The organism is Streptomyces hebeiensis (assembly GCF_052983195.1).
This window is the reverse complement of the sequence record NZ_CM129812.1, coordinates 5,313,419-5,333,024: the sequence shown is the minus strand read 5'-3', so window position 1 is coordinate 5,333,024 and position 19,606 is coordinate 5,313,419. Positions and strand designations below refer to the sequence as shown.

General features: G+C 73.2%; 17 protein-coding genes. 9 read left to right on the top strand and 8 right to left on the bottom strand.

Annotation, left to right across the window (positions count from 1 at the left end; translation table 11 throughout):
* Window positions 1–10: 10 nt before the first annotated feature.
* On the bottom strand, window positions 11–1,516 hold the full coding sequence (locus tag ACU6P3_RS22975) for a DUF3152 domain-containing protein (RefSeq protein ID WP_447193917.1): 1,506 nt from the start codon (window positions 1,514–1,516) through the stop codon (window positions 11–13).
* Between the two features lie 8 nt (window positions 1,517–1,524).
* Window positions 1,525–2,484, bottom strand: a complete 960-nt coding sequence (locus ACU6P3_RS22970; RefSeq protein ID WP_447193916.1) for an alpha/beta fold hydrolase — start codon at window positions 2,482–2,484, stop codon at window positions 1,525–1,527.
* 168 nt (window positions 2,485–2,652) lie between these two features.
* Here ACU6P3_RS22970 and ACU6P3_RS22965 point away from each other — a divergent pair, with 168 nt between their 5' ends.
* The 4 genes from ACU6P3_RS22965 to ACU6P3_RS22950 all read left to right on the top strand — a co-directional run bounded on the left by ACU6P3_RS22965 (window position 2,653) and on the right by ACU6P3_RS22950 (window position 4,684).
* Window positions 2,653–2,934, top strand: coding sequence for an Rv3202a family protein (locus tag ACU6P3_RS22965; RefSeq protein WP_447193915.1), 282 nt, complete (start codon window positions 2,653–2,655; stop codon window positions 2,932–2,934).
* Window positions 2,935–3,172: 238 nt separating this feature from the next.
* Window positions 3,173–3,814 (top strand): TetR/AcrR family transcriptional regulator, encoded by a 642-nt coding sequence (locus ACU6P3_RS22960; protein ID WP_030754851.1) that lies wholly within the window; start codon window positions 3,173–3,175, stop codon window positions 3,812–3,814.
* A gap of 164 nt (window positions 3,815–3,978) precedes the next feature.
* Window positions 3,979–4,206, top strand: coding sequence for a DUF3107 domain-containing protein (locus ACU6P3_RS22955; protein ID WP_030754850.1), 228 nt, complete (start codon window positions 3,979–3,981; stop codon window positions 4,204–4,206).
* Window positions 4,207–4,414: 208 nt separating this feature from the next.
* The gene (locus ACU6P3_RS22950; protein ID WP_447193914.1) at window positions 4,415–4,684 is read left to right on the top strand and encodes a hypothetical protein; all 270 of its coding nucleotides are present in this window, start codon (window positions 4,415–4,417) and stop codon (window positions 4,682–4,684) included.
* A gap of 169 nt (window positions 4,685–4,853) precedes the next feature.
* On the opposite strand, the gene ACU6P3_RS22945 is transcribed toward ACU6P3_RS22950, so the two are convergent.
* The gene (locus ACU6P3_RS22945) at window positions 4,854–5,663 is read right to left on the bottom strand and encodes a ferritin-like fold-containing protein (RefSeq protein WP_447198023.1); all 810 of its coding nucleotides are present in this window, start codon (window positions 5,661–5,663) and stop codon (window positions 4,854–4,856) included.
* A gap of 506 nt (window positions 5,664–6,169) precedes the next feature.
* Here ACU6P3_RS22945 and ACU6P3_RS22940 point away from each other — a divergent pair.
* Window positions 6,170–8,203: a DEAD/DEAH box helicase gene (locus ACU6P3_RS22940; RefSeq protein WP_447193913.1), complete on the top strand. Its 2,034-nt coding sequence runs from the start codon at window positions 6,170–6,172 to the stop codon at window positions 8,201–8,203.
* A gap of 254 nt (window positions 8,204–8,457) precedes the next feature.
* Entirely contained in the window at window positions 8,458–9,309 is an 852-nt protein-coding gene (locus ACU6P3_RS22935; protein WP_447193912.1) for an alpha/beta fold hydrolase, read from the top strand.
* A gap of 143 nt (window positions 9,310–9,452) precedes the next feature.
* On the opposite strand, the gene ACU6P3_RS22930 is transcribed toward ACU6P3_RS22935, so the two are convergent.
* Window positions 9,453–10,286: an NYN domain-containing protein gene (locus ACU6P3_RS22930; protein ID WP_234314965.1), complete on the bottom strand. Its 834-nt coding sequence runs from the start codon at window positions 10,284–10,286 to the stop codon at window positions 9,453–9,455.
* 378 nt (window positions 10,287–10,664) lie between these two features.
* Here ACU6P3_RS22930 and ACU6P3_RS22925 point away from each other — a divergent pair, with 378 nt between their 5' ends.
* Window positions 10,665–10,817, top strand: coding sequence for a DUF8834 family protein (locus ACU6P3_RS22925; protein ID WP_344270335.1), 153 nt, complete (start codon window positions 10,665–10,667; stop codon window positions 10,815–10,817).
* An 89-nt stretch (window positions 10,818–10,906) separates the two neighbouring features.
* Here ACU6P3_RS22925 and ACU6P3_RS22920 read toward each other — a convergent pair whose 3' ends face one another.
* Both ACU6P3_RS22920 and ACU6P3_RS22915 read right to left on the bottom strand, forming a co-directional pair.
* Entirely contained in the window at window positions 10,907–11,776 is an 870-nt protein-coding gene (locus ACU6P3_RS22920) for a PHP domain-containing protein (protein WP_447193911.1), read from the bottom strand.
* Window positions 11,777–11,988: 212 nt separating this feature from the next.
* Window positions 11,989–12,627 carry a DUF6758 family protein gene (locus ACU6P3_RS22915; protein WP_447193910.1) on the bottom strand — a complete coding sequence of 213 codons (639 nt, stop codon included), beginning with the start codon at window positions 12,625–12,627 and terminating at the stop codon, window positions 11,989–11,991.
* Between the two features lie 186 nt (window positions 12,628–12,813).
* Between ACU6P3_RS22915 and ACU6P3_RS22910 the strand changes: the two genes are divergently transcribed.
* Window positions 12,814–14,088 (top strand): MFS transporter, encoded by a 1,275-nt coding sequence (locus ACU6P3_RS22910; RefSeq protein WP_447193909.1) that lies wholly within the window; start codon window positions 12,814–12,816, stop codon window positions 14,086–14,088.
* An 86-nt stretch (window positions 14,089–14,174) separates the two neighbouring features.
* Here ACU6P3_RS22910 and ACU6P3_RS22905 read toward each other — a convergent pair whose 3' ends face one another.
* A complete protein-coding gene (locus ACU6P3_RS22905) occupies window positions 14,175–14,798 on the bottom strand; it encodes a suppressor of fused domain protein (protein ID WP_447193908.1) in 624 nt (207 codons plus the stop codon).
* Window positions 14,799–15,305: 507 nt separating this feature from the next.
* Between ACU6P3_RS22905 and ACU6P3_RS22900 the strand changes: the two genes are divergently transcribed.
* Window positions 15,306–16,424 carry a magnesium and cobalt transport protein CorA gene (locus tag ACU6P3_RS22900; protein ID WP_344270320.1) on the top strand — a complete coding sequence of 373 codons (1,119 nt, stop codon included), beginning with the start codon at window positions 15,306–15,308 and terminating at the stop codon, window positions 16,422–16,424.
* 73 nt (window positions 16,425–16,497) lie between these two features.
* Here the strand turns inward: ACU6P3_RS22900 and ACU6P3_RS22895 are convergent, their stop codons facing one another.
* A complete protein-coding gene (locus tag ACU6P3_RS22895; RefSeq protein WP_447193907.1) occupies window positions 16,498–19,590 on the bottom strand; it encodes a VCBS repeat-containing protein in 3,093 nt (1,030 codons plus the stop codon).
* Window positions 19,591–19,606 lie beyond the last annotated feature (16 nt).

The window sequence follows — 19,606 nt, the reverse complement described above, 5'->3', positions numbered from 1 at the left end:
GACGCACGTCTCAACCCTCGGGATAGACCCATGGATTGGGCTTGCACTCGATCCCGTCGATGTCCAGCGACTTGGTCTGCTGCTGCATCACCGGGGCGAGCTCACCGGGCGTGCGGCAGTTCACATGGTTGTGCCCGAGCCGGTGCCCCACCTCGTGATTGATGAGCATCTGCCGGTAGGGGAACATCGCCTTGGCGCCGAAGGTCTCCGCGCCCCGTGCCCAGCGGAAGGCGTTGATCATCACGCGTTCGGTGGCGGCGGAGTCGCAGGAGACGTTGTCGACGGTCGTGTCCAGGCCGGACTTGGCGCACCAGACGCCCGTCGTCTTCGGGCCGGCGAGCGTGATCACGAAGTCGGGCTCACCGCTGGAGATCCGTTCGAAGGTCATGGCGCCGTTGTGCGCCCAGCTCCGGTCGTCGTTCAGCGTCTTCTGCACGGCGTCCGCGAACAGCTCGGCGTCCAGGTCGAGCCCCTTCTCGACGTCCACGCGGTAGCGGACCTTCCGCCCCTTGCCGGGGGCCTCGGCGAACCCCGGTACGGCGGCGAACTCTCCGGTGCCGTTCGCCACGGCCGCCGCCGGGAACTGGCGCGCCATCAACTCGGCGTAGCCGGGCGGGGCCTGTACGGCGGTCTGCCGTCCGGTCTGCCCGTCGGGCGCGCCACGGCCGTCCGAGCGGGAAGCATCCTCGCTCGCACCGCCGCGGCCGGAGTCCCCGGCCGCCCGCGCACCGCGCGGGTCGCCTCCGCCGTCCGCGACCTGCCCGGCCACGACCACCGCGAGGACGGTGGTGACCGCGGCGGCGACGACCCCCGTGTACGTGAGGCCCTTGCCGCCCTTACCGCCCTTGCCGCTCGCGGCGTGGTCGCTCTGTTCGGCGTTCTGTTCGGCGTTCTCCCGGCCCGCGGCGCCGCCGGGCGGGGAGAAGTCCGCGGGAGCGGTCTCCCGGGAGAGGGCGCGCGGGGACGGTGCGCCGAAGGCGTCGGAGTCGAACGCGTCGACGAACTCCCGGCGCGGCCCCGGTATCAGGGGGGCACCGGTGTCGGGGGGAGAGGCCTCCGAGGACCCCGGTCCGGAAGGACGCGGTCCGGGGGGACGTGTCTCACGGGCCGGTGCGGCCGTGCCGCCGGGACCGGACGGACGCCGGGCGGCCCCCTGCGGGCCGTCGTGGCGCTCCCGGACCTGCTCCCGGATCCGGGGCTCCCCGGACTGCTCCCGGGTCTGCGCGGAGCCCCAGCCGCCGCCCCGCTCCCGCTGCTCGGGGTGGCCCCCGCGCACCTGCGGGACGCCGTGGGCGGGAGTGCCGTGAGCGGGGGTGTCGCGTACGGGCGGGCCACCGGCCGGGATGTCGCGTACGGCGGTGTCACCCGGCCCCGCTGCCCGAGGCGCCGCCGCCGGCCCGGCTCTGAAGCGCCGGCGCCGTCCGCTGCCGGGCGCCGCCGGATCGGGCGGGCGTCCGTCGGCCGGGGGGCCGGCCGCGCCCTCGGGTGCGGAGCTCTTGCGGCTGTGTCGTCCCACGCGCCGGATCAGCTCCTGTCGTAGTCGTCGATGAGTTCCCGGCAGGCCCGCGCGACCTCCCGTGGGTACTCCATCATGGCGACGTGCCCCGCGTCCGGGAGAGTCAGCAGCCGGGAATCGCGGAACGCGGCCGACGCCTTGCGGGCCATACGGTACGCGACGAGCTGGTCCCGCCCGCCGTACACCAGCAGTGTGGGTGCCAGCACCCGCTCGGCACGCCGCCACAGTCCGTGCTGACCGCCCAGCGTGTACGCGTTGACGATACCGCGCGTCGAGCGTGTCATCGCGTCCCAGAAGTAGGGCAGTTGAAGCCGGCGCTCCATCTCCCGTACCGCGTGCCCGAGTTCCTCCTCGGAGACGAGGGAAGGGTCGCCGTAACAGAGCGCCAGTATCCCGCGCGTGCGCTGCTCCGCCGTCCAGTCGCGGCTGAGGCGCCCGAGCAGGCCGGTCATCCCGGGCACCGCCATCAGCGCCGTGGGCCAGGCCGTGCGCTGCACGCGGATCTCCGGCAGCGCGGGCGAGACGAGGGTGAGTGTGCGCACGAGGTCGGGCCGCGCCGCCGCGACGCAGGTGGCGACCGAACCGCCGAGGGAATTGCCGAAGAGGTGCACGGGCCCGCGCCCGCCGGCGTCGAGCAGCCGGATCACGGCACGGGCGTGCCCGGTCACGGAGTAGTCGCCGTCGTCGGGCGGCGGTGAGTCTCCGAACCCGGGCAGGTCGACGGCCTCCCCGTCCACCCGGTCCGCGAGGAGCGGCATCAGCGCGGACCAGTTCTGCGACGACCCGCCCAGCCCGTGCACGTACAGCGCGGGCGGCGCCGCCGCCGCGGTCGCGGACCGCGACCGGACGGCCAGCGTGAGCCCGGGCAGCACCACGGACCGCAGCGTCTCCCCCTCCGCGACCCGTACGGGACTGACCCGGGGGTCCACGGCGGCGGCGACGGATTCGGGCAGCTCGGTCGAGGACATGCGGCAATGTTACGAGACGATCACACTCCTTCCGTGTGGTCGCCGTCACAGGTCCGAGCCGCCTGGCGTACGCGAACCATGACTCCTAGGCTCGAAAGACGGGCAGACGCCGGAGGAGAGGCGCGAGAGAAGAGACGAGAGACACGAGAGCGAGAGAGAGGGCACCGCATGTCGGTCGATCCCACGGATTCCCGGCCCCCCGAGGACTTCGAGTACGCCGAGTACTCCGCGAACTCCGACGCGAACGACCGCCCCGCCGAGCAGGCCGAAGCCGAACTGTCGGCCGAGGTGCCGGAGGCGGACGCGATGGAACAGCGCACGGCGGTACGGGACACCGAAGAGGAATCCCTGACCCGCATCGACCCGTCGACGGCGAACGAGGCGGACGCGGTGGAGCAGGCGCGGGCCGTCGGGGCGGACGAGGACGAGGACGAGGACGCGTATCGCTGAGACGCGTACCGCCGAAGGCCGGTGCGCGCCGTCGGACGCGTCAGGGCCGCCCGGCACGGGCGGGCGGCCCCCGGGCCCCTCGGCCGGCTCGGGCCCCGTCGCCGCCCGCCCGGGCCCTGCCGCCGGTCCGTCGACCACTGTGTGAAATTGTGCGCCCTCACCACGCGCGCCCCCGTTACCCAAAAGTACGATGGCCTGGCTGCGCACAGCGCGCACGGATCGACATTTGGGAGGCGGCGTGACAGCCATAGAGCAGACCGAGGCAGCGCGCCCGCGGGGCACGCGACTGCCGCGTCGCGCCCGACGTAACCAGCTGCTGGGCGCGGCTCAGGAAGTGTTCGTCGCGCAGGGGTACCACGCCGCCGCGATGGACGACATCGCCGAGCGGGCCGGCGTCAGCAAGCCCGTGCTCTACCAGCACTTCCCCGGCAAGCTCGAGCTGTACCTCGCCCTGCTCGACCAGCACTGCGAGGCGCTGTTCCAGGCGGTCCGTACCGCCCTCGCGTCCACGACGGACAACAAGCAGCGCGTCGAGGCGACGATGGACGCGTACTTCGCGTACGTGGAGGACGAGGGCGGAGCGTTCCGGCTCGTGTTCGAGTCGGACCTGACGAACGAGCCCGCCGTACGGGAACGGGTGGACCGGGTCTCCCTCCAGTGCGCCGAGGCCATCTCCGACGTGATCGCCGAGGACACGGGCCTGTCCACGGAGGAGTCCATGCTGCTGGCCGTCGGCCTCGGCGGGGTCTCCCAGGTGGTGGCCCGGTACTGGCTCTCCAGCGGGTCGGGCATCCCCCGCGAGCGGGCCGTCGGCCTGCTGACCTCGCTGGCATGGCGCGGTATCGCGGGCTTCCCGCTGCACGGCGGCGAGCCGCACTGAACGGGCTCGTCCCGTCCGCCCCCGCGTGTCACGGCACGGGTCGCCCCGCGTGTTCGCTGCGGGCGTTCACCTGGGCGTCTTGCCCGGGGCCGCGCCCGGCTAATGTGTGCTGGGTACCGCGCGGCTGACCGCGCACCGCACTGACCGTTCGGAGGGACATAGCCGTGGAGGTCAAGATCGGCGTGCAGCACGCGCCCCGGGAGATCGTTCTGGAGAGCGGGCAGTCCGCCGAGGAGGTCGAGCGTGCCGTGGGCGACGCGCTGGCCGGCAAGGCGCAGCTGCTCAGCCTGACGGACGAGAAGGGCCGCAAGGTCCTCGTACCGGCCGAGCGGCTCGCCTATGTGGAGATCGGTGAGCAGACGACACGGCGGGTCGGCTTCGGCGCGCTGTAGGCCACACCGCCCGGGCCCCGGCACCAGTGCCGGGGCCCGGGCGCGGCATTTCCGGGACGGCCCGGCGGGAGACCCCCGCCGGGCCGTCCCTTCGCGTGCGGCGGACAGCCGTACGAGGGTTGCCCGCGCCGCGCCACGGGTAGTGACATGCTGGGCTTCACAAAAGCCCGTACCGGCAAGCCCACCCGGCGTCATGAGGTGATCAACGGTGATCTGGGAAGTCCTCGGAGCGGTCCTCTTCGGACTCGGTCTCTCCTGGGCCGCGGCCCGCCTCCTGCCCCACCGGCTCCCCTCTCACCGCACGGTGTTCACCACGGGACCGCTCGGTTCCCTCTTCGGGGCGTATCTGACCCACATGGCGCTCGGCCCCGGGCATGTGCTCGCCACGCTCGCCGGCGCCCTGCTGGTGGGTGCGGTGCTGCTGTCGCTGCTGATCCGGCCCACGAGCCGCCGGCTGCGGCAGGTCATGCCTTCCTGACGGCGACGGCCTGCCCGAAGGCCGCGCGGCGCCTCGGAGCCAGGCGCCTCGGAGCCAGGCGCCGCGAGGCCGGTCCCGGCCCGAAGGCGGCGCGGGAGCGAAGGGTGCGCGGAGCCCCGCACGGGCGCGGACGGGACGCCGGTCCGCCCCGGTCCGCCGTCCGCCCGGGTCAGGCCGCCAGGCCCAGCGCCGCCATCCGCTTGGTGTGGGCCTCGGTGATCCGGGAGAACATCCGGCCGACCTCCGCGAGATCGAAGCCGTCCGCCACCCCGCCCACCAGCATCGTGGACAGCGCGTCGCGCTCCGCGGCCACGCGCTGCGCCTGTGAGAGCGCCTCGCCCATCAGCCGTCGCGCCCAGAGCGCGAGCCGACCGCCCACCCGGGGCTCCGCCTCGATCGCGGCCCGCACCTTCTCCACGGCGAAGTTGCCGTGCCCGGTGTCGTCGAGCACGGCCAGCACCAGCGCGCGGGTGTCACTGTCGAGCCGGGCGGCCACCTCCCGGTAGAAGTCGCTGGCGATCGAATCGCCGACGTACGCCTTGACCAGGCCCTCCAGCCAGTCCGAGGGCGCGGTCTGGCGGTGGAAGTCGGCGAACGCCTTGGCGAACGGCTCCATCGCGCCGTTCGGCTCCGCGTCGATCGCCCGGAGCCGGTCGCTCAACTGCTCGAAGTGATGGAACTCCGCGGTGGCCATCTTCGCCAGCGCGGCCTTGTCGGCCAGGGTCGGCGCGAGCTTGGCGTCCTCGGCGAGGCGCTCGAAGGCCGCCAGCTCGCCGTAGGCGAGCGCCCCGAGCAGGTCCACCACCGCGGCGCGGTACTGGGGCTCCGCGGAGGCCGTCGCCCAGTCCTGGGCGGCGATCCCGGTGTGTCGCACGGCGTCGGGCCGGGAAGCGGACGAGGCGGCGGATTCCGCGGGGTCCGCGGCGGCGGAGGGGGCGGCGGCGTGATCGGCGTGGTCGGGCGTCTCCATGAAGCGCAGAATAGCCCGCCCACCGTGACCCGTAAGGGGCTGGTCAGACACCGATACGACACCGTTTCGAGGAATTCGCCCAACACACATGCGCGATTCCGGGGTACAGTGATAATGCGCCTGCCGTTTACCGGCGGGCCATCGCAGTGTTGGTCCGGTGGGTTTCCGTTACGGGAAGCCGCTGGACGAGCCCATGAGGATGCCCGGTCGGTGGCCCGATCGGCTCCGACCCGACAGCCCTCCGCGCGGACCGTGCGCACAGCAGCGTACGACCGCCGCAGAGGGGCCCCTCAGCGGCACGAGAGCTCGAAGCGACGGCAGTGGTCCCGCGCCATCCGGCCAATCCACGGCCGGCCGAGTACCAAGCGCGGTACGACCCCCAGCGTTCGCCTCGCGCCGCGTCTCACAGACAAGGCAGCACCCTGACTACTACCTTCCGAGAACTCGGAATCCTCCCCGAGACCGCCGAAGCCCTCGAAGCCGTCGGCATCGTTTCCCCGTTCCCCATCCAGGAGATGACACTCCCCGTCGCCCTTTCGGGGACCGACGTCATCGGCCAGGCGAAGACCGGCACCGGCAAGACGCTCGGCTTCGGCCTGCCGCTCCTGGAGCGCGTCACCGTCCCGGCGGACGTGGAGTCCGGCCGGGCCGGGCCCGACGACCTGACGAACGCGCCGCAGGCGCTCGTCGTCGTCCCCACCCGCGAGCTGTGCACGCAGGTCACCAATGACCTGCTGACGGCCGGCAAGGTGCGCAACGTCCGCGTCCTGGCGATCTACGGCGGCCGTGCCTACGAGCCGCAGGTCGAGGCCCTGAAGAAGGGCGTCGATGTGATTGTCGGCACACCGGGCCGGCTGCTCGACCTCGCGGGCCAGAAGAAGCTCGACCTCTCGCACGTGCGCGCCCTCGTCCTGGACGAGGCCGACGAGATGCTCGACCTGGGCTTCCTGCCGGACGTCGAGAAGATCATCCAGCTGCTGCCGGCCAAGCGCCAGACGATGCTGTTCTCCGCGACCATGCCGGGCGCGGTCATCGGCCTCGCCCGCCGTTACATGTCGCAGCCCACGCACATCAGCGCCACCTCGCCGGACGACGAGGGCGCGACCGTCGCCAACACGACGCAGCACGTCTACCGGGCCCACTCGATGGACAAGCCGGAGATGGTCGCGCGCATCCTCCAGGCCGAGGGCCGCGGGCTCGCGATGATCTTCTGCCGCACCAAGCGCACGGCCGCGGACATCGCCGACCAGCTCGCGCAGCGCGGCTTCGCCGCCGGCGCGGTCCACGGCGACCTGGGCCAGGGCGCGCGCGAGCAGGCCCTGCGGGCGTTCCGCAACGGCAAGGTGGACGTCCTGGTCTGCACCGACGTCGCCGCCCGGGGTATCGACGTCGAGGGCGTGACGCACGTCATCAACTACCAGTCGCCCGAGGAGGAGAAGACCTACCTCCACCGCATCGGGCGCACGGGCCGGGCGGGTGCGTCCGGTACGGCCGTCACGCTCGTGGACTGGGACGACATCCCGCGCTGGCAGCTGATCGACAAGGCGCTGGGCCTCGGTTTCCCGGACCCGCCGGAGACGTACTCGACCTCCCCGCACCTGTTCGAGGAGCTGCGCATCCCGGCCGGGACCAAGGGCGTCCTGCCGCGCGCCGAGCGCACCCGGGCCGGTCTGTCGGCCGAGCGGGTCGAGGACCTCGGTGAGACGGGCGGCCGGGGCCGCAGGTCCGCGGCCACCGCCGTACGGGAGGAACGCCCCGCGCCGACGCGTACGCCGCGCCGGCGCCGCCGTACGCGTGGCGGTGCGCCGGTGGAATCCGCCGACGCGGTACAGCAGGACACGACGGTCTCCCCAGCGGGGGGGCCCAGCGCCACCGCCGTGGCGGCGTCGGATAGCGAGGAGAGCGGCGTGGAGCAGGCCGACCGGCCGCGCACCCCGCGCCGCCGGCGCCGTACCCGCGCGGGTGCCGTCGCCCCCGCCGACGCGGCCGTGCCGGCCACGGACCTGGAGACGACCGGCGTGGAGAGCGTCGCCGTCGAGGCGGCGACCGCACCGGCGGCCGAGGCCAAGGCCGAGGAGCCGGAGGCGGCGCCCGCGCCGCGCCGCCGCCGTACCCGTGCCGCGAAGCCGAGCGCCCGGACGGGAGAGGCGGCAGAGGCGGCGCAGACGACCGAGACAGCCGGGACCGTCGTCGCGGAGGCCGCGGTCGTGACGCCGCCGGCCGACGAGGCACCGGCCGAGGAGCCCGCGCCGCGCCGCCGTACGACCCGGACCAGGAAGCCGAAGGCCGAGTCGGTGGAGGCCCCGGCCGGGACGGACAAGGCCGCCGAGACGGCCGAGGCGACGGTGGCGGCCGAGGCGACCGCCGGGGAGCCCGCCAAGCCCCGCCGTCGTACCCGCGCCACGAAGCCGAAGGCAGCGGCGGCGGAGGGGACCGCGTCCGGATCGGCGGCCGGAACCACGGCCGAGGCCGAGGCGCCGGAGGCCGCACCCGCACCGCGTCGCCGTACGACCCGGAGCACCGCCCGTAAGGCCGCGGCCGGGGGCTGAGCCGCCCGCCGCGCCCGGCGCGGCACACCGCACGATGGCCCGGCGCCCCGCGAGGGGTGGCCGGGCCATCGGCGTACGAAGGCGGTGGGGACGAGGCCTCACCGACGGGCGTACGGTTCCGCCCCGGGCCCACGGCACCACGGGCACGCTCGCGCGACACCGCCCTGTCGGGCCGTGCGGCGGGGGCGAGCGGCCGGCCGGGCGATGCCGGTCCCCGGCGTTCCGGGCCGTCCGGCACGCTCTAACCTCGTCACATGAGCCGGCCACCCACCTTCGCCCCGCCCCCTTGCGCTCGCGTCCACGGCCTGTCGACCCGCCGCGGGCGGTTCGCCGTGCTCGACGCGCGACCGGCCGGGGAGCCCCAGGGGACCGTCCTGCTGCTGCCCGGGTTCACCGGCAGCAAGGAGGACTTCATCGCGCTGCTGGAGCCGATCACCGAGGCGGGTTACCGCGCCGTCGCCGTGGACGGCCGCGGCCAGTACGAGACCGAGGGGCCGGACACCGAGGAGGCGTACGCCCAGGGCGAGCTGGCCGCCGACGTGCTGGCGCAGGCGGAGGCCCTCGACACCCGGGTCCACCTCCTCGGGCACTCGCTCGGCGGGCAGATCGCCCGCGCCGCCGTCCTGGTCGACCGTGCCCCGTTCCTCACGCTCACGCTGCTGTCCTCGGGGCCCGGCGCGATCTCCGAGACGCAGCGGCAGCGGGTCAGGGTGCTCAGCGACGCGCTCGCCACCCTCTCGATGGAACAGGTGTGGTCGGCCATGCGCGCGCTCGACCCGCCCGAGGAGACCCCGGTCGACGGCGCCGACCTGCGCAGGCGATGGCTGCTCACCAACCCGGCCCAGCTGATCGCCACCGGCCGCCAGCTGACCGTGGAGCCGGACCGGGTGGACGAACTGGCCGCCGTGGTCTCGCTGCCCAAGCACGTGGTCTCGGGCGAGCAGGACGACACCTGGCCGCTGCCCCAACTGGACTCGATGGCCCAGCGGCTCGGGGCCCGCAGGACGGTCGTCACGGGCGCCCAGCACTCGCCGAACACCGACCGGCCACGGGAGACCGCGGCGGCGCTGACGGACTTCTGGGACGGGCGTTACGGAGGTCACTGACCGTTGCCCGCACGCGCCGCCCTCGCCGCCCTCGCCGCCCGCGCCGACCCGCACCGATCCCGCCGACGAAACCGGTGAGCCGGTACCGGTCAGTCAGAACCGGTCGAGGTTGAGCAGCATCGATCAGGATTAATCACGGTTGATCAGAACTGCGCCTGAAGGTGCTGCCAGAAGCCGTCCCTGAGCGCGCGGCGCAGCATCGCGTGTCCTCGCAGGGACCGCTGGAGCAGTTTCTCCGCCTCGATCAGCAGGTCCTGGTCCACCGGCCCCGGCAGGTACGGATGGCCCGGCAGCAGTTCCGCCATCGCCTCGCTGCCGCGCTCCGCCAGCCAGGTCGCGGCGATCCGCGCGCCCACGAAGCGGACCTGCTCGCGGGAGGGCGGCGGCTCGCCCTCGTGCTCGTACGTCGTGACCGGGCGGCGTGTGACGTACGGCTTGCAGAAGTCGAGGTCGAAGGTGCGCTGGCTGTCGACCTCCCACAGCAGGGGCTCGGCCTGGTTGCGTCCCTCGCCGGCCTCGATGCCCCAGAGGTGGACCCGGGCCCCGTATCCCTGTGCGGCCTCGACGGCCGACACGAGGTCCTCGTCCCCGCCGATCAGCGCCGCGTCGCTGATGGCACGGTGCCTGGCGAGGGATTCCAGGTCGGAGCGGATCAGCGAGTCGACGCCTTTCTGCTGGTTGTTGGCGTTCAGGTTGCCGAGTCTGACCTTGACGTCCGGGAGTTCGGCGATCGCCTGCTGTTCGGGGGTGTGGATCCGGCGCCTGGCGCCGTCGTACCAGTAGAGGCGGAGCAGCCGGCTGTCGGCGAAGATGACCCGCGCCTTGTCGATGAACGCCTCGATCAGCCCTTCGGCGTCCAGGTCGAACGAGCGCCGGTCCTCGGTGCCCGCGACCAGCAGTCCGGCCGCGGCGTAGACGTACCCGGCGTCGACGAAGACGGCATGCGTGGAAGGGGTCTTGGCGACCTCGGCCAGCATGCGCTGCAACAGCTCGTTGGTGCGCTCCAGACGGGCGTCCAAGCGGGCGTCCAGGGGTGCCCGCGTGCCGGCGACGTCCTGGCTCGCCGCCGCGGGCTCCTCGGCGGGCGTGTCCGCGCGCGCCCACGCGCCGCTCTCGGCACCGACCTCCTGGCCGAGGTCGGTCTCCGGCTCGTTCCACTCGTTCATACGGGTCTCATTCTCGCGCACCACCACGACCTACCAGCCAGTAATTAGTGATCTGAAAAATTTCCTTAGCGTAGGGAATGTTTGCAGAGGGCAACCCGTTGTCCTGTCTGTGACTGGTGACGGGTTCTCCCGTCGGCCGCCAGTTCTCCAGCAGTTCTCCAGCAGGAGGATCAGACGAAGGGAGAAGCCATGCGCTTCGAAATCATGCGACTCGACGACGTCGACGGCTCGGCCGTGGACAGCACCGTCGTGGACGCCGCCTCCGTCAACCGGATCGTGCAGCAGGCCGCCTCCATCGGCCAGCGCATCTACATCCGGCCGGCCGAAACCACGGCCTCATAACAACGAGAGCACCAACGCCGACGAAGCGCCCCCGTACGGATCGGACCGTACGGGGGCGCACTGGCGTGAGGGGCGCACAACGGCCCTGCTCACCGGCGCACGCCCGCGCCGTGCACCGGCCGGGCGCCGGTGGCACGCCGGGCGATCTCCTCGTACACCTCCGGGTCCGTCGTGCACGCGCCGAGTTCCACGAACTTGCGGCTGCCGTGGTAGTCGCTGGAGCCGGTGACCAGCAGCCCCAGCTCGTCCGCCAGCGCCCGCAGCCGGGCGCGGGTCGGCGCGTCGTGGTCCATGTGGTCGACCTCGATGCCGTCGAGGCCCGCGGCGGCCAGCCGCCCGACGGCCGACTCCGGCACGACCTCGCCGCGCGTGACCGCCTGCGGGTGGGCGAAGACGGTGACCCCGCCGGCGGCCTTGACCAGACGGATCGCCTCGAAGGGGTCGAGTTCGTGCTTCTCCGCGTAGGCCCGGCCGCCGGTCGCCAGCCACTCGGGCACGAAGGCGTCCGAGACGGTCTCGACCACGCCGAGCTCGACGAGCGCGGTGGCGATGTGCGGGCGGCCCAGGGAGGCGTCGCCCGCGATGCGCGTCACCTGCTCCCAGGTGATCGGCACGCCCAGCGCCTGGAGCTTGCCGACCATCGCGCGGGCGCGGGGCACCCGGTCGTCGCGCACCAGCTCCCGCTCCCGCAGGAACTCCGGTTCGAGCGGATCGAAGAGGTACGCCAGCATGTGCAGGCCGACGCCGTCGAGCCGGCACGAGAGCTCGGCTCCGGTGACGAGGGTCAGGTCGCGGTCGAGGTCCGCGAGCGCGGCCGTCGCCCCGGCGTGGCCGCGGGTGGAGTCGTGGTCGGTCAGCGCGACGACGTCGAGCCCGGCCGCGGCCGCGTTCCGGACCAGCTCGGCCGGGGTGTCCGTACCGTCCGAGGCCGTGGAGTGGGTGTGCAGGTCGATGCGCACGACGCGGGACTCCAAGGGCGTGAGCCGGACGGGTGACCGCTCAAGGATAACGGGACCGGTCCGACGGCGTCGGGGCCGTCGCCCCCTCCGGTCCGGCACCCGGGACACGCTTACGGGGCGGCGCACCGGCCCCCCGGACCTGCCCGGCCGGCTCCGGACCCGCCCTGCCGACTCCGGACCGCCCGGCCGTCCCCGGACCGCCCGGCGGCGCGTCAGGACAGCAGCCGCGGCGACAGCGCCCCGCACGGCAGCAGCTCCGCCTCGGCGCCCGCGTCCCGCAGGTCGGTCAGCACCAGCTCGTCGTACAGCACCATGCCCGCCCGCTCGGGCCAGACGATCGCCCACAGCCACAGCCCCAGCGCCTCCCCCACGAACACCGCGCGGTCCTGCGGCGCGTCCGGGACGAGCCAGAGCGGGGTCGGCCTGCCCGCCGCGAGCAGCTTGGTCTGCGGCGGCTCGTCCACCCGGATGCGCGGCCCCGGGTCGGGCCCCTCGATCCCCGCGTAGCGCGCGCCGAGGCCGACGCCGAGCTCCTCCGCGACCAGCAGCAGCTCCCCCATGCCGCCGAGCGGTCCGGGGCCGGAGCAGGCGACGACGGTCGCCCGGCCGCCGCTGCGGTCGTCGCCCGCGTACGCGACGCCGGTGAAAAGCCAGCCGACGGGCAGCGGCCAGGGCATCCAGACGGGGACCCGGGCACGGTGCACCACCACGCTCAGGGCCTCGACGCTGGGCGGTATCACGGGCTGGAGCGGGTACACCGCCCCGTGGACGCCGCACTGCCAGGTGTCGGCGAAGAGACCGGGCGCCCTGACCCGGCCACCGCACTTCGGGCAACTGGGTTCGCCCCTCATAGCGCCCCACGGTCCTCCCCGGTCGTCGTCGCGTCAAGGACGATCACCCGTCCGGCCCGGCGGGCCACCGGCGGCCGACGTGGGCGCTCCCGCCCCCCTACATAGATGTAGCTTGCATTTATTAGTGCGTCTAACTTATTGTCTGCATATCGCATCTATCACCTGGGAGCAGAAGGGCCTCGCCTCATGCGCGGAGAAGATCCGTTCGACGACCGAGCCGGCGGCGCACCCGGCGCACCCCCCGCCGCTGCGGGCGGCGGCCTGCTGCGCCAGCCGAAGGCGGTGTGGGCCACCGCCGGGGCCTCCGTCGTCGCCTTCATGGGTATCGGGCTGGTGGACCCGATCCTGCCGTCCATCGCCGAGGGCCTGGCGGCCACGCCCAGCCAGGTCTCGCTCCTGTTCACCTCGTACTTCCTGATCACCGCCGTCGCCATGCTGCTCACCGGCTGGATCTCCAGCCGGATCGGCGGGCGCGGGACGCTGCTCGCGGGCCTGGCGCTGGTCGTCGTCTTCGCCGGACTGTCCGGCACGTCCTCGTCGGTGGCCGAACTGGTCGGCTTCCGGGCGGGCTGGGGCCTCGGCAACGCCCTCTTCGTCTCGACCGCACTGGCCGTGATCGTCGGGGCGGCGGCCGGGGGCAGCGCGGCGGCGATCCTGCTGTACGAGTCGGCGCTCGGCCTGGGCATGGCCTGCGGCCCGCTGCTCGGCGCCCTGCTCGGGGACGCGAGCTGGCGCTACCCGTTCTTCGGCACGGCGGCGCTGATGGCGATCGGCTTCCTCTGCATCACCGCGTTCCTCAAGGAGCAGCCGAAGCCCGCGCGCGGGACCGGGCTGCTCGACCCGATCAGGGCGCTCGGGCACGGCGGGCTGGCGTCGGCCGCGGCCTCGGCGTTCTTCTACAACTACGCGTTCTTCACGGTCCTGGCCTTCACCCCGTTCGTGCTGAACATGACCCCGTACCGGTCGGGCGCGGTCTTCTTCGCCTGGGGCGTGCTGCTCGCGCTGTTCTCCGTGCTGATCGCCCCGCGCCTCCAGAAGCGCTTCGGGTCGCTGAAGGTGCTGGGCGGCTCGCTGCTCCTGCTCGCGGCCGACCTGCTCGTGATCGGGTACGGGAACCACGCCGCCGCCGTCGCCGGCACGATCGTCTCGGGTGCCTTCATCGGCCTGAACAACACGGTCTTCACCGAACTGGCGCTGGGCGTCTCGGACGCGCCCCGGCCGGTGGCGAGCGCGGGCTACAACTTCGTGCGCTGGTTCGCGGCGGCGGCCGCGCCCTTCCTGGCCCCGAAGATCGAGGAGTGGACCGACGTCCACCTGCCCTTCGTGGTCGCGGCGGTGGCGGCGGTCGTGGGCGCGGGGATCGTCCGGGCCAGGCGCGGGTCCCTGACCCATGAGGCCGAGGAACTGCGCACGGCGCACGCCACCCAGGACAGCGTCTCGGTGTTCGCCGACCGGGCCTGACCGGCCGAGCCCGCCACCCCACGCCCGACGCGATACCCGACCCGACGCCCGGTCCGACACCCGACACGCCCTCCGGCGGACGCGCGTCAGTCCAGCGGTACCGAGCGCCGTCGCGGGTCGCGCAGGTCCGTGCCGTGCGCGAGCCACCGCTCCTGGAGCGCCCGCGCGCCCCTGACCCGCTTCCACGCCGCCTCGTTGTCGGTCATCGGCAGCAGCGGCAGGAACCGTACGGGCTCCAGCGGGGCGTCGAGCTCCAGGTCCGGCACCAGCCCGCCGGGCTCCCCGACGAGCACGGAGCCGAAGGGCGCCCCGGGCCACAGCGGCTCCCCGAGGTCGAGCGAGCCGCCCGGCGCCACGATCACGCCCTCGACCTGCGGCGAGGCGGCCAGGACCGCCAGCGGGCGCAGCACCCGGTCCGTGTCGACGGCCCCCGCGCGCAACGAGAGCACCAGTTCGGCGCGCGGTCCCTTCACCGGGTCGACGAGGACGGCCGAGGGATCCGTCATCGGCCGCGCGGACATCCCGAGTGTGGCGTAACGCACCACGGGCGCCCCGGGCACGGTCCCAGCGGCCTCGGAGACATCAGAGGTCTCCAGGAACCGCAGCACCTCGATGCGGTCCGTGCCCAGGAAGGTCACCGCCGCGCGCGCGTCCGGCTCGCCCAGGGCGGTACGCAACCGCTTCTCGACCAGAGCAAGAATTTCTGACATGCGGCGAGCATAGATCTCTTGAGAATTGGGCAAGAGGAGAGATTGACCTTGGGCAGCTGATAGTGTTGGGCGCCCGGTCGGGACGGCACGCAGAAGCGTCCCTTCCAGTCCCGACGAACACGTCATCCCCTACGGGGGACCGGCCGGAGGAGGTGGGGCTGCGGTGGATCGAAGTCACCCGGCCAGTACCAACAGCTCTTCCGCACGCCGTCGCCATTCCGCGGTTCTCTCGGGTATCGCGGTTCTCGCGGTCTGACGGCCGGCCTCGACCCGACCCGGTCGGCGGTCCGGTCCCCGGCCCACGGCAGCTCGCACGGCGGAAGAGCGCGTATCCCGTTCGCATCATTCGCGCCATTCGCTTTGTTCGCGTTTTCCCGCCTTTCTGTAGCGAACGCCGTCACCGCGTACCGGTGGTGCCGCCCGCTTTGCGGACGTGACGTACGGACCACGTCCCCATTCCGGGCTGTGCCACGCCTCGCTGACGGCCTCTTTGTGAAGGAGCCCGCCATGTCGATGATCCGTGACCTGCGCGCAGCGGTCCGCCCCTCCCTGCGCAAGAACACCTCCGGCGCGTACGAGAAGTACGACGCGACCCGCGACCCGTCGGCGTCGAGCGCCGTGGTCGACTGCGCGGTCTACCGCGGGGGCCGCCGCCTCACCGAGCAGTCCTGTGTCACCCCGCGCGAGGCGATGCTCCGGGTCCGGGAGGGCGGCGGCTTCGCCTGGATCGGACTGCACGAGCCGACCGAGGAGGAGTTCGCGGGCATCGCGGCCGAGTTCGGGCTGCACCCGCTGGCCGTGGAGGACGCGGTGCACGCGCACCAGCGGCCCAAGCTCGAGCGGTACGACGACACGCTGTTCACCGTCTTCAAGACCATCCACTACGTGGAGCACGCGGAGCTGACCGCGACCAGCGAGGTCGTCGAGACCGGCGAGGTCATGTGCTTCACCGGCCGGGACTTCGTGATCACCGTCCGGCACGGCGGCAAGGGGTCGCTGCGCGCCCTGCGGCACCGGCTGGAGGAGGACGCCGATCTGCTCGCCAAGGGGCCCTCGGCCGTGCTGCACTCGATCTCCGACCATGTCGTCGACGGGTACATCGCGGTGGCCTCGGCCGTGCAGGACGACATCGACGAGGTCGAGATCGATGTGTTCTCCGCGCCCACGAAGGGCAGCCCCCGGGGCTCGGACGCGGGCCGGATCTACCAGCTCAAGCGGGAGGTGCTGGAGTTCAAGCGGGCCGTCTCCCCGTTGCTGCGGCCCATGCAGCTGCTGAGTGAACGGCCGATGCGGCTGATCGACCCGGACATCCAGAAGTACTTCCGGGACGTGGCGGACCACCTGGCGCGGGTGCACGAGCAGGTCATCGGCTTCGACGAGCTGCTGAACTCGATCCTCCAGGCGAACCTGGCGCAGGCGACCGTCGCGCAGAACGAGGACATGCGCAAGATCACCTCCTGGGCCGCGATCGTGGCCGTGCCGACGGCCGTGTGCGGGATCTACGGCATGAACTTCGACCACATGCCGGAGCTGCACTGGCGCTACGGCTACCCGATGGTGCTCGGCGCGATCGGGCTGCTCTGTCTGACGATCCACCGCACGTTGAAGCGCAACGGCTGGCTCTGAACGCGGGCGGGTGCGGCCGGGGCCGTGGCGGCGCGAGCCGCCTCCACGCCCCCGGCCGGTCCCGCCGTACCTGTCAGTCCAGGGCTTGGAAGCCCGGCAGGCCGGCCCCCACCGGCGTGCCGCTGCCCCTGATGTCGGGGTAGAACAGCAGGTCCCCGGCGGAGTTGGTCGCCCAGAGGGCGGGCTTGCCGTCGCCCAGCGCGTCCGGGACGGCGGTGAGCAGCGGACGGTTGGCGGCGGTCCATCCCGTGCCGATCCGGGTGCGGTCCGCCACGGCACCGAGGCCCTCGCCGTGCGGGCCCGTACCGGCGTGCAGGTACAGCTCGCCGGTGGCCTTCTGGCGGGAGATCAGGTCCACGTGACCGTTGCCGGTGGTGTCGCCCGGCGCCGTGAGGTCGACGTCCGCCCAGCCGCCGTCACCGATCAGGACCGGCGGCTGGTCGATGTAGTCGTCCAGGTAGTAGACGCTGTCGTCGAGATAGCCGGACGGTGAGCCGAAGTAGAGCCAGAGCTGGTCCCCCTGCTTGACCAGCAGGTCCGGGTAGCCGGGGCGGTCATCGGGGCCGATCACGCCGTCGCCGTCGAGATCCAGCGGGCCGTCGACGTCACCGATGGCGAGGATCTGGGTGGCGCCCTGCCAGTGGTCGTTCTCCGGGTCCCAGACGCGCAGTTCACGGCTGCCGGCCTCGTCCGCGGCGCCCGCGCCGTCGTTGGGGTGGACCCAGAGGCGGTCGAGCCCGCGGGCCGCGTCCGGGGACAGGGTGATCAGGTCCTCGTAGCCGTCTTCGGTCCAGTCGCCGCGCCGGGTCGTCCGCGCGTCCAGGTAGCGGCCGGCCGCCGAGGCCGCGCGGTCGGCCTTCACGGCCTTGCCCGTGCCGTCGCCGAAGTACCGCTGGAGGGTGCCCGCGGCGTCGACCGCCCACAGGTCGGCGTGGCCGTCGCCGTTGAGGTCGCCCGCCTTGTCCGCGGTCCGGCTGCCGTTGGCGTAGAAGAGGTAGGCGCGCGTGTCGGAACGGTTGCCCGCCCGGTCCAGACCGCGTACGTAGAGCTGGTGCGCGCCCGCCTTGGTGGGCGTCAGCTCGATGGTCACGCCGCCGCCGAGCGCCTCGGGGGCCCGGTTGGTGACGGTCGGGTCGATCGTGGACCAGAACTCGTACGAGGCGATGTCGGTGGCGGCGCCGGGCCCGACCGCGAAGGTGCCCTTCGTGCGGACGGAGCCCGTCCCCACGGGCCAGCCGGCCGTCCCGTCCGGGAACTGCGCGGAGGTCACGGACGGGGGTGTGCTGGGCCGGTCGGGGAGGTAGACGAACCGGCAGCCCGGGGCGCCGGCGGTCGGGTTCCAGTCGCTGGTCAGGGAACCGTCGCTCGCCTGGGCCTTCCAGGAGAAGTTCCCGTCGGCCGTGGCGACGTGCGGCTTGAGCACCGACTTGGGGACGGTGACCCGGGCGACCGCGCCCGAGGTGACGGCGACCGTCTGATTGACGATCAGGACCCCGCCGGGGTCGGCGCCGGGGTGGTGGCCGGTCGCCCACAGGTGGAAGGTGACCTTGACCGTGCCGCCGTCGGGGTCCTGGGCCCTGGCCGTCAGCTGGACGTCCGTGTCGCCGATGAAGCCGTACGGGGCGGTGTCGCCGCAGCCGGCGCCGTTCTTGGTGCTGGGCACGGTGTCCAGGTCGGACGGCACCTTCGGCGGGGTGTTGTACTCGGTGGAGAGCACGGCCGTCGAGGCGTCGAACTTCTTCCAGCCGTACGTGTCCGTCTCGCTCGCCCGGAGACTGAGCGTCATGGTGGGCCAGTTGGCGGCCGCCGCCTTCGCCGCGTTGCCCTTGACGCCGAACTCCAGGTTGCCCGCTGGGCAGCCGGACCCCCAGCCCTTGGCGTCGGTCACGGTGGCGAGCAGCCCCCCGAGGGCCGGCTGCTTGTTCCAGGTGGTCGACGAGCTGATCGGGTTGGAGGCGTACAGGTACACCGGCTTCTTGGTGCAGGACCAGGAGTGCGTGTTCTTGATCCGGAACGTGGAGTTCACGACGGTCTTGCCCGAGAGGTTCCGGGTGTCCATGGTGAAGTAGGAGAACCAGGTCCCGCCGGTGTCCGACTCGTGGCCGACCCGCGCGATGTTGTCCGACTTGTTCCAGTAGCTGGTGGTCGGGTAACTCTTCGCGACCGACGTCCAGTTGTTGCGCCCGCCGGAGACGTACGGGTCGATGTGCACCGGGAAGACCGTGTCGGGCGCGGTGAGCAGCCCCTGGTCCGGTGTCAGTCTCAGCGCGCCGCCCTCGACGACCGCGGGGACCGCGGCCTCCTTGGCGCCGACGGCCGCGACGAACCCCTCCTCCTCGATGGCGGCGGGCCGGGCGCCGCGGGGCGCGGCGAGCGCGGCACCGACCGAGGCGGCGCCCTTCGGCGCGGCCGTCGCGGCGACTCCGGAGCTGTCCCACATGACCGGGGTCGGCGCGGCGAACACGTTCCGCCCGGCCGGGTCGACGGCGGTGAGGTTGCCGGCGCCGTCGGTGCGGGCCGTGACCCCGTCGGTCTTCATCGGGAAGGCCAGCCGCTCCAGCCGGGGATCGGCGGCGGCCTCACGGTTCTTGACGACCAGGAGCTGCTGGAAGCCGTTCACGCTCGCCCGGAGCTTGAGGTCGACCCCCGGGAAGACCTCGGGGTAGACGGCGGTGTCGCCTTCGAGCCGCGGCTCCGGCAGCGTGCCCCGCCAGTCCAGGGTCATGCCGCGCCCGTCGCGCTCGATCCTCGCCATCGGATCGTCGCCGCCGCCGGAGAACGCCAGGCCGACCGAGGCCGCCCGGGGCCGTACGGTGCCGTCGGCGCCGCGTACCAGCGTGGGGTCGGCGCTCACCAGCCGGCCCCGCTGGCGGACCCGGATCGGGACGACGTGGGTCTCCCTGGTGAAGGTGCCCGACGGGTTGGCGAAGGTGGTGGAGTACTCGCTCCGCTCGGCCACCACCTCGACCCGTTCCCCGCTCTCCGCCGCGCGCGCCAGGGCGCGTTCGGCCGCCGTCGGCTCCGGCGCGGTCTCGCGGGCGTCCGCCACCGCGGTGGGCCCACCGGTCAGCGGGAGGGCGGCGGCCGCCAGCGCGACGGCGACGGCACGGGCCGCCCAGCGGCGCGGACCGGGTCTCCCCCGGCGCGGGAGTCGTTGGGTTCTCAAGACGTTTCCTCCCCGA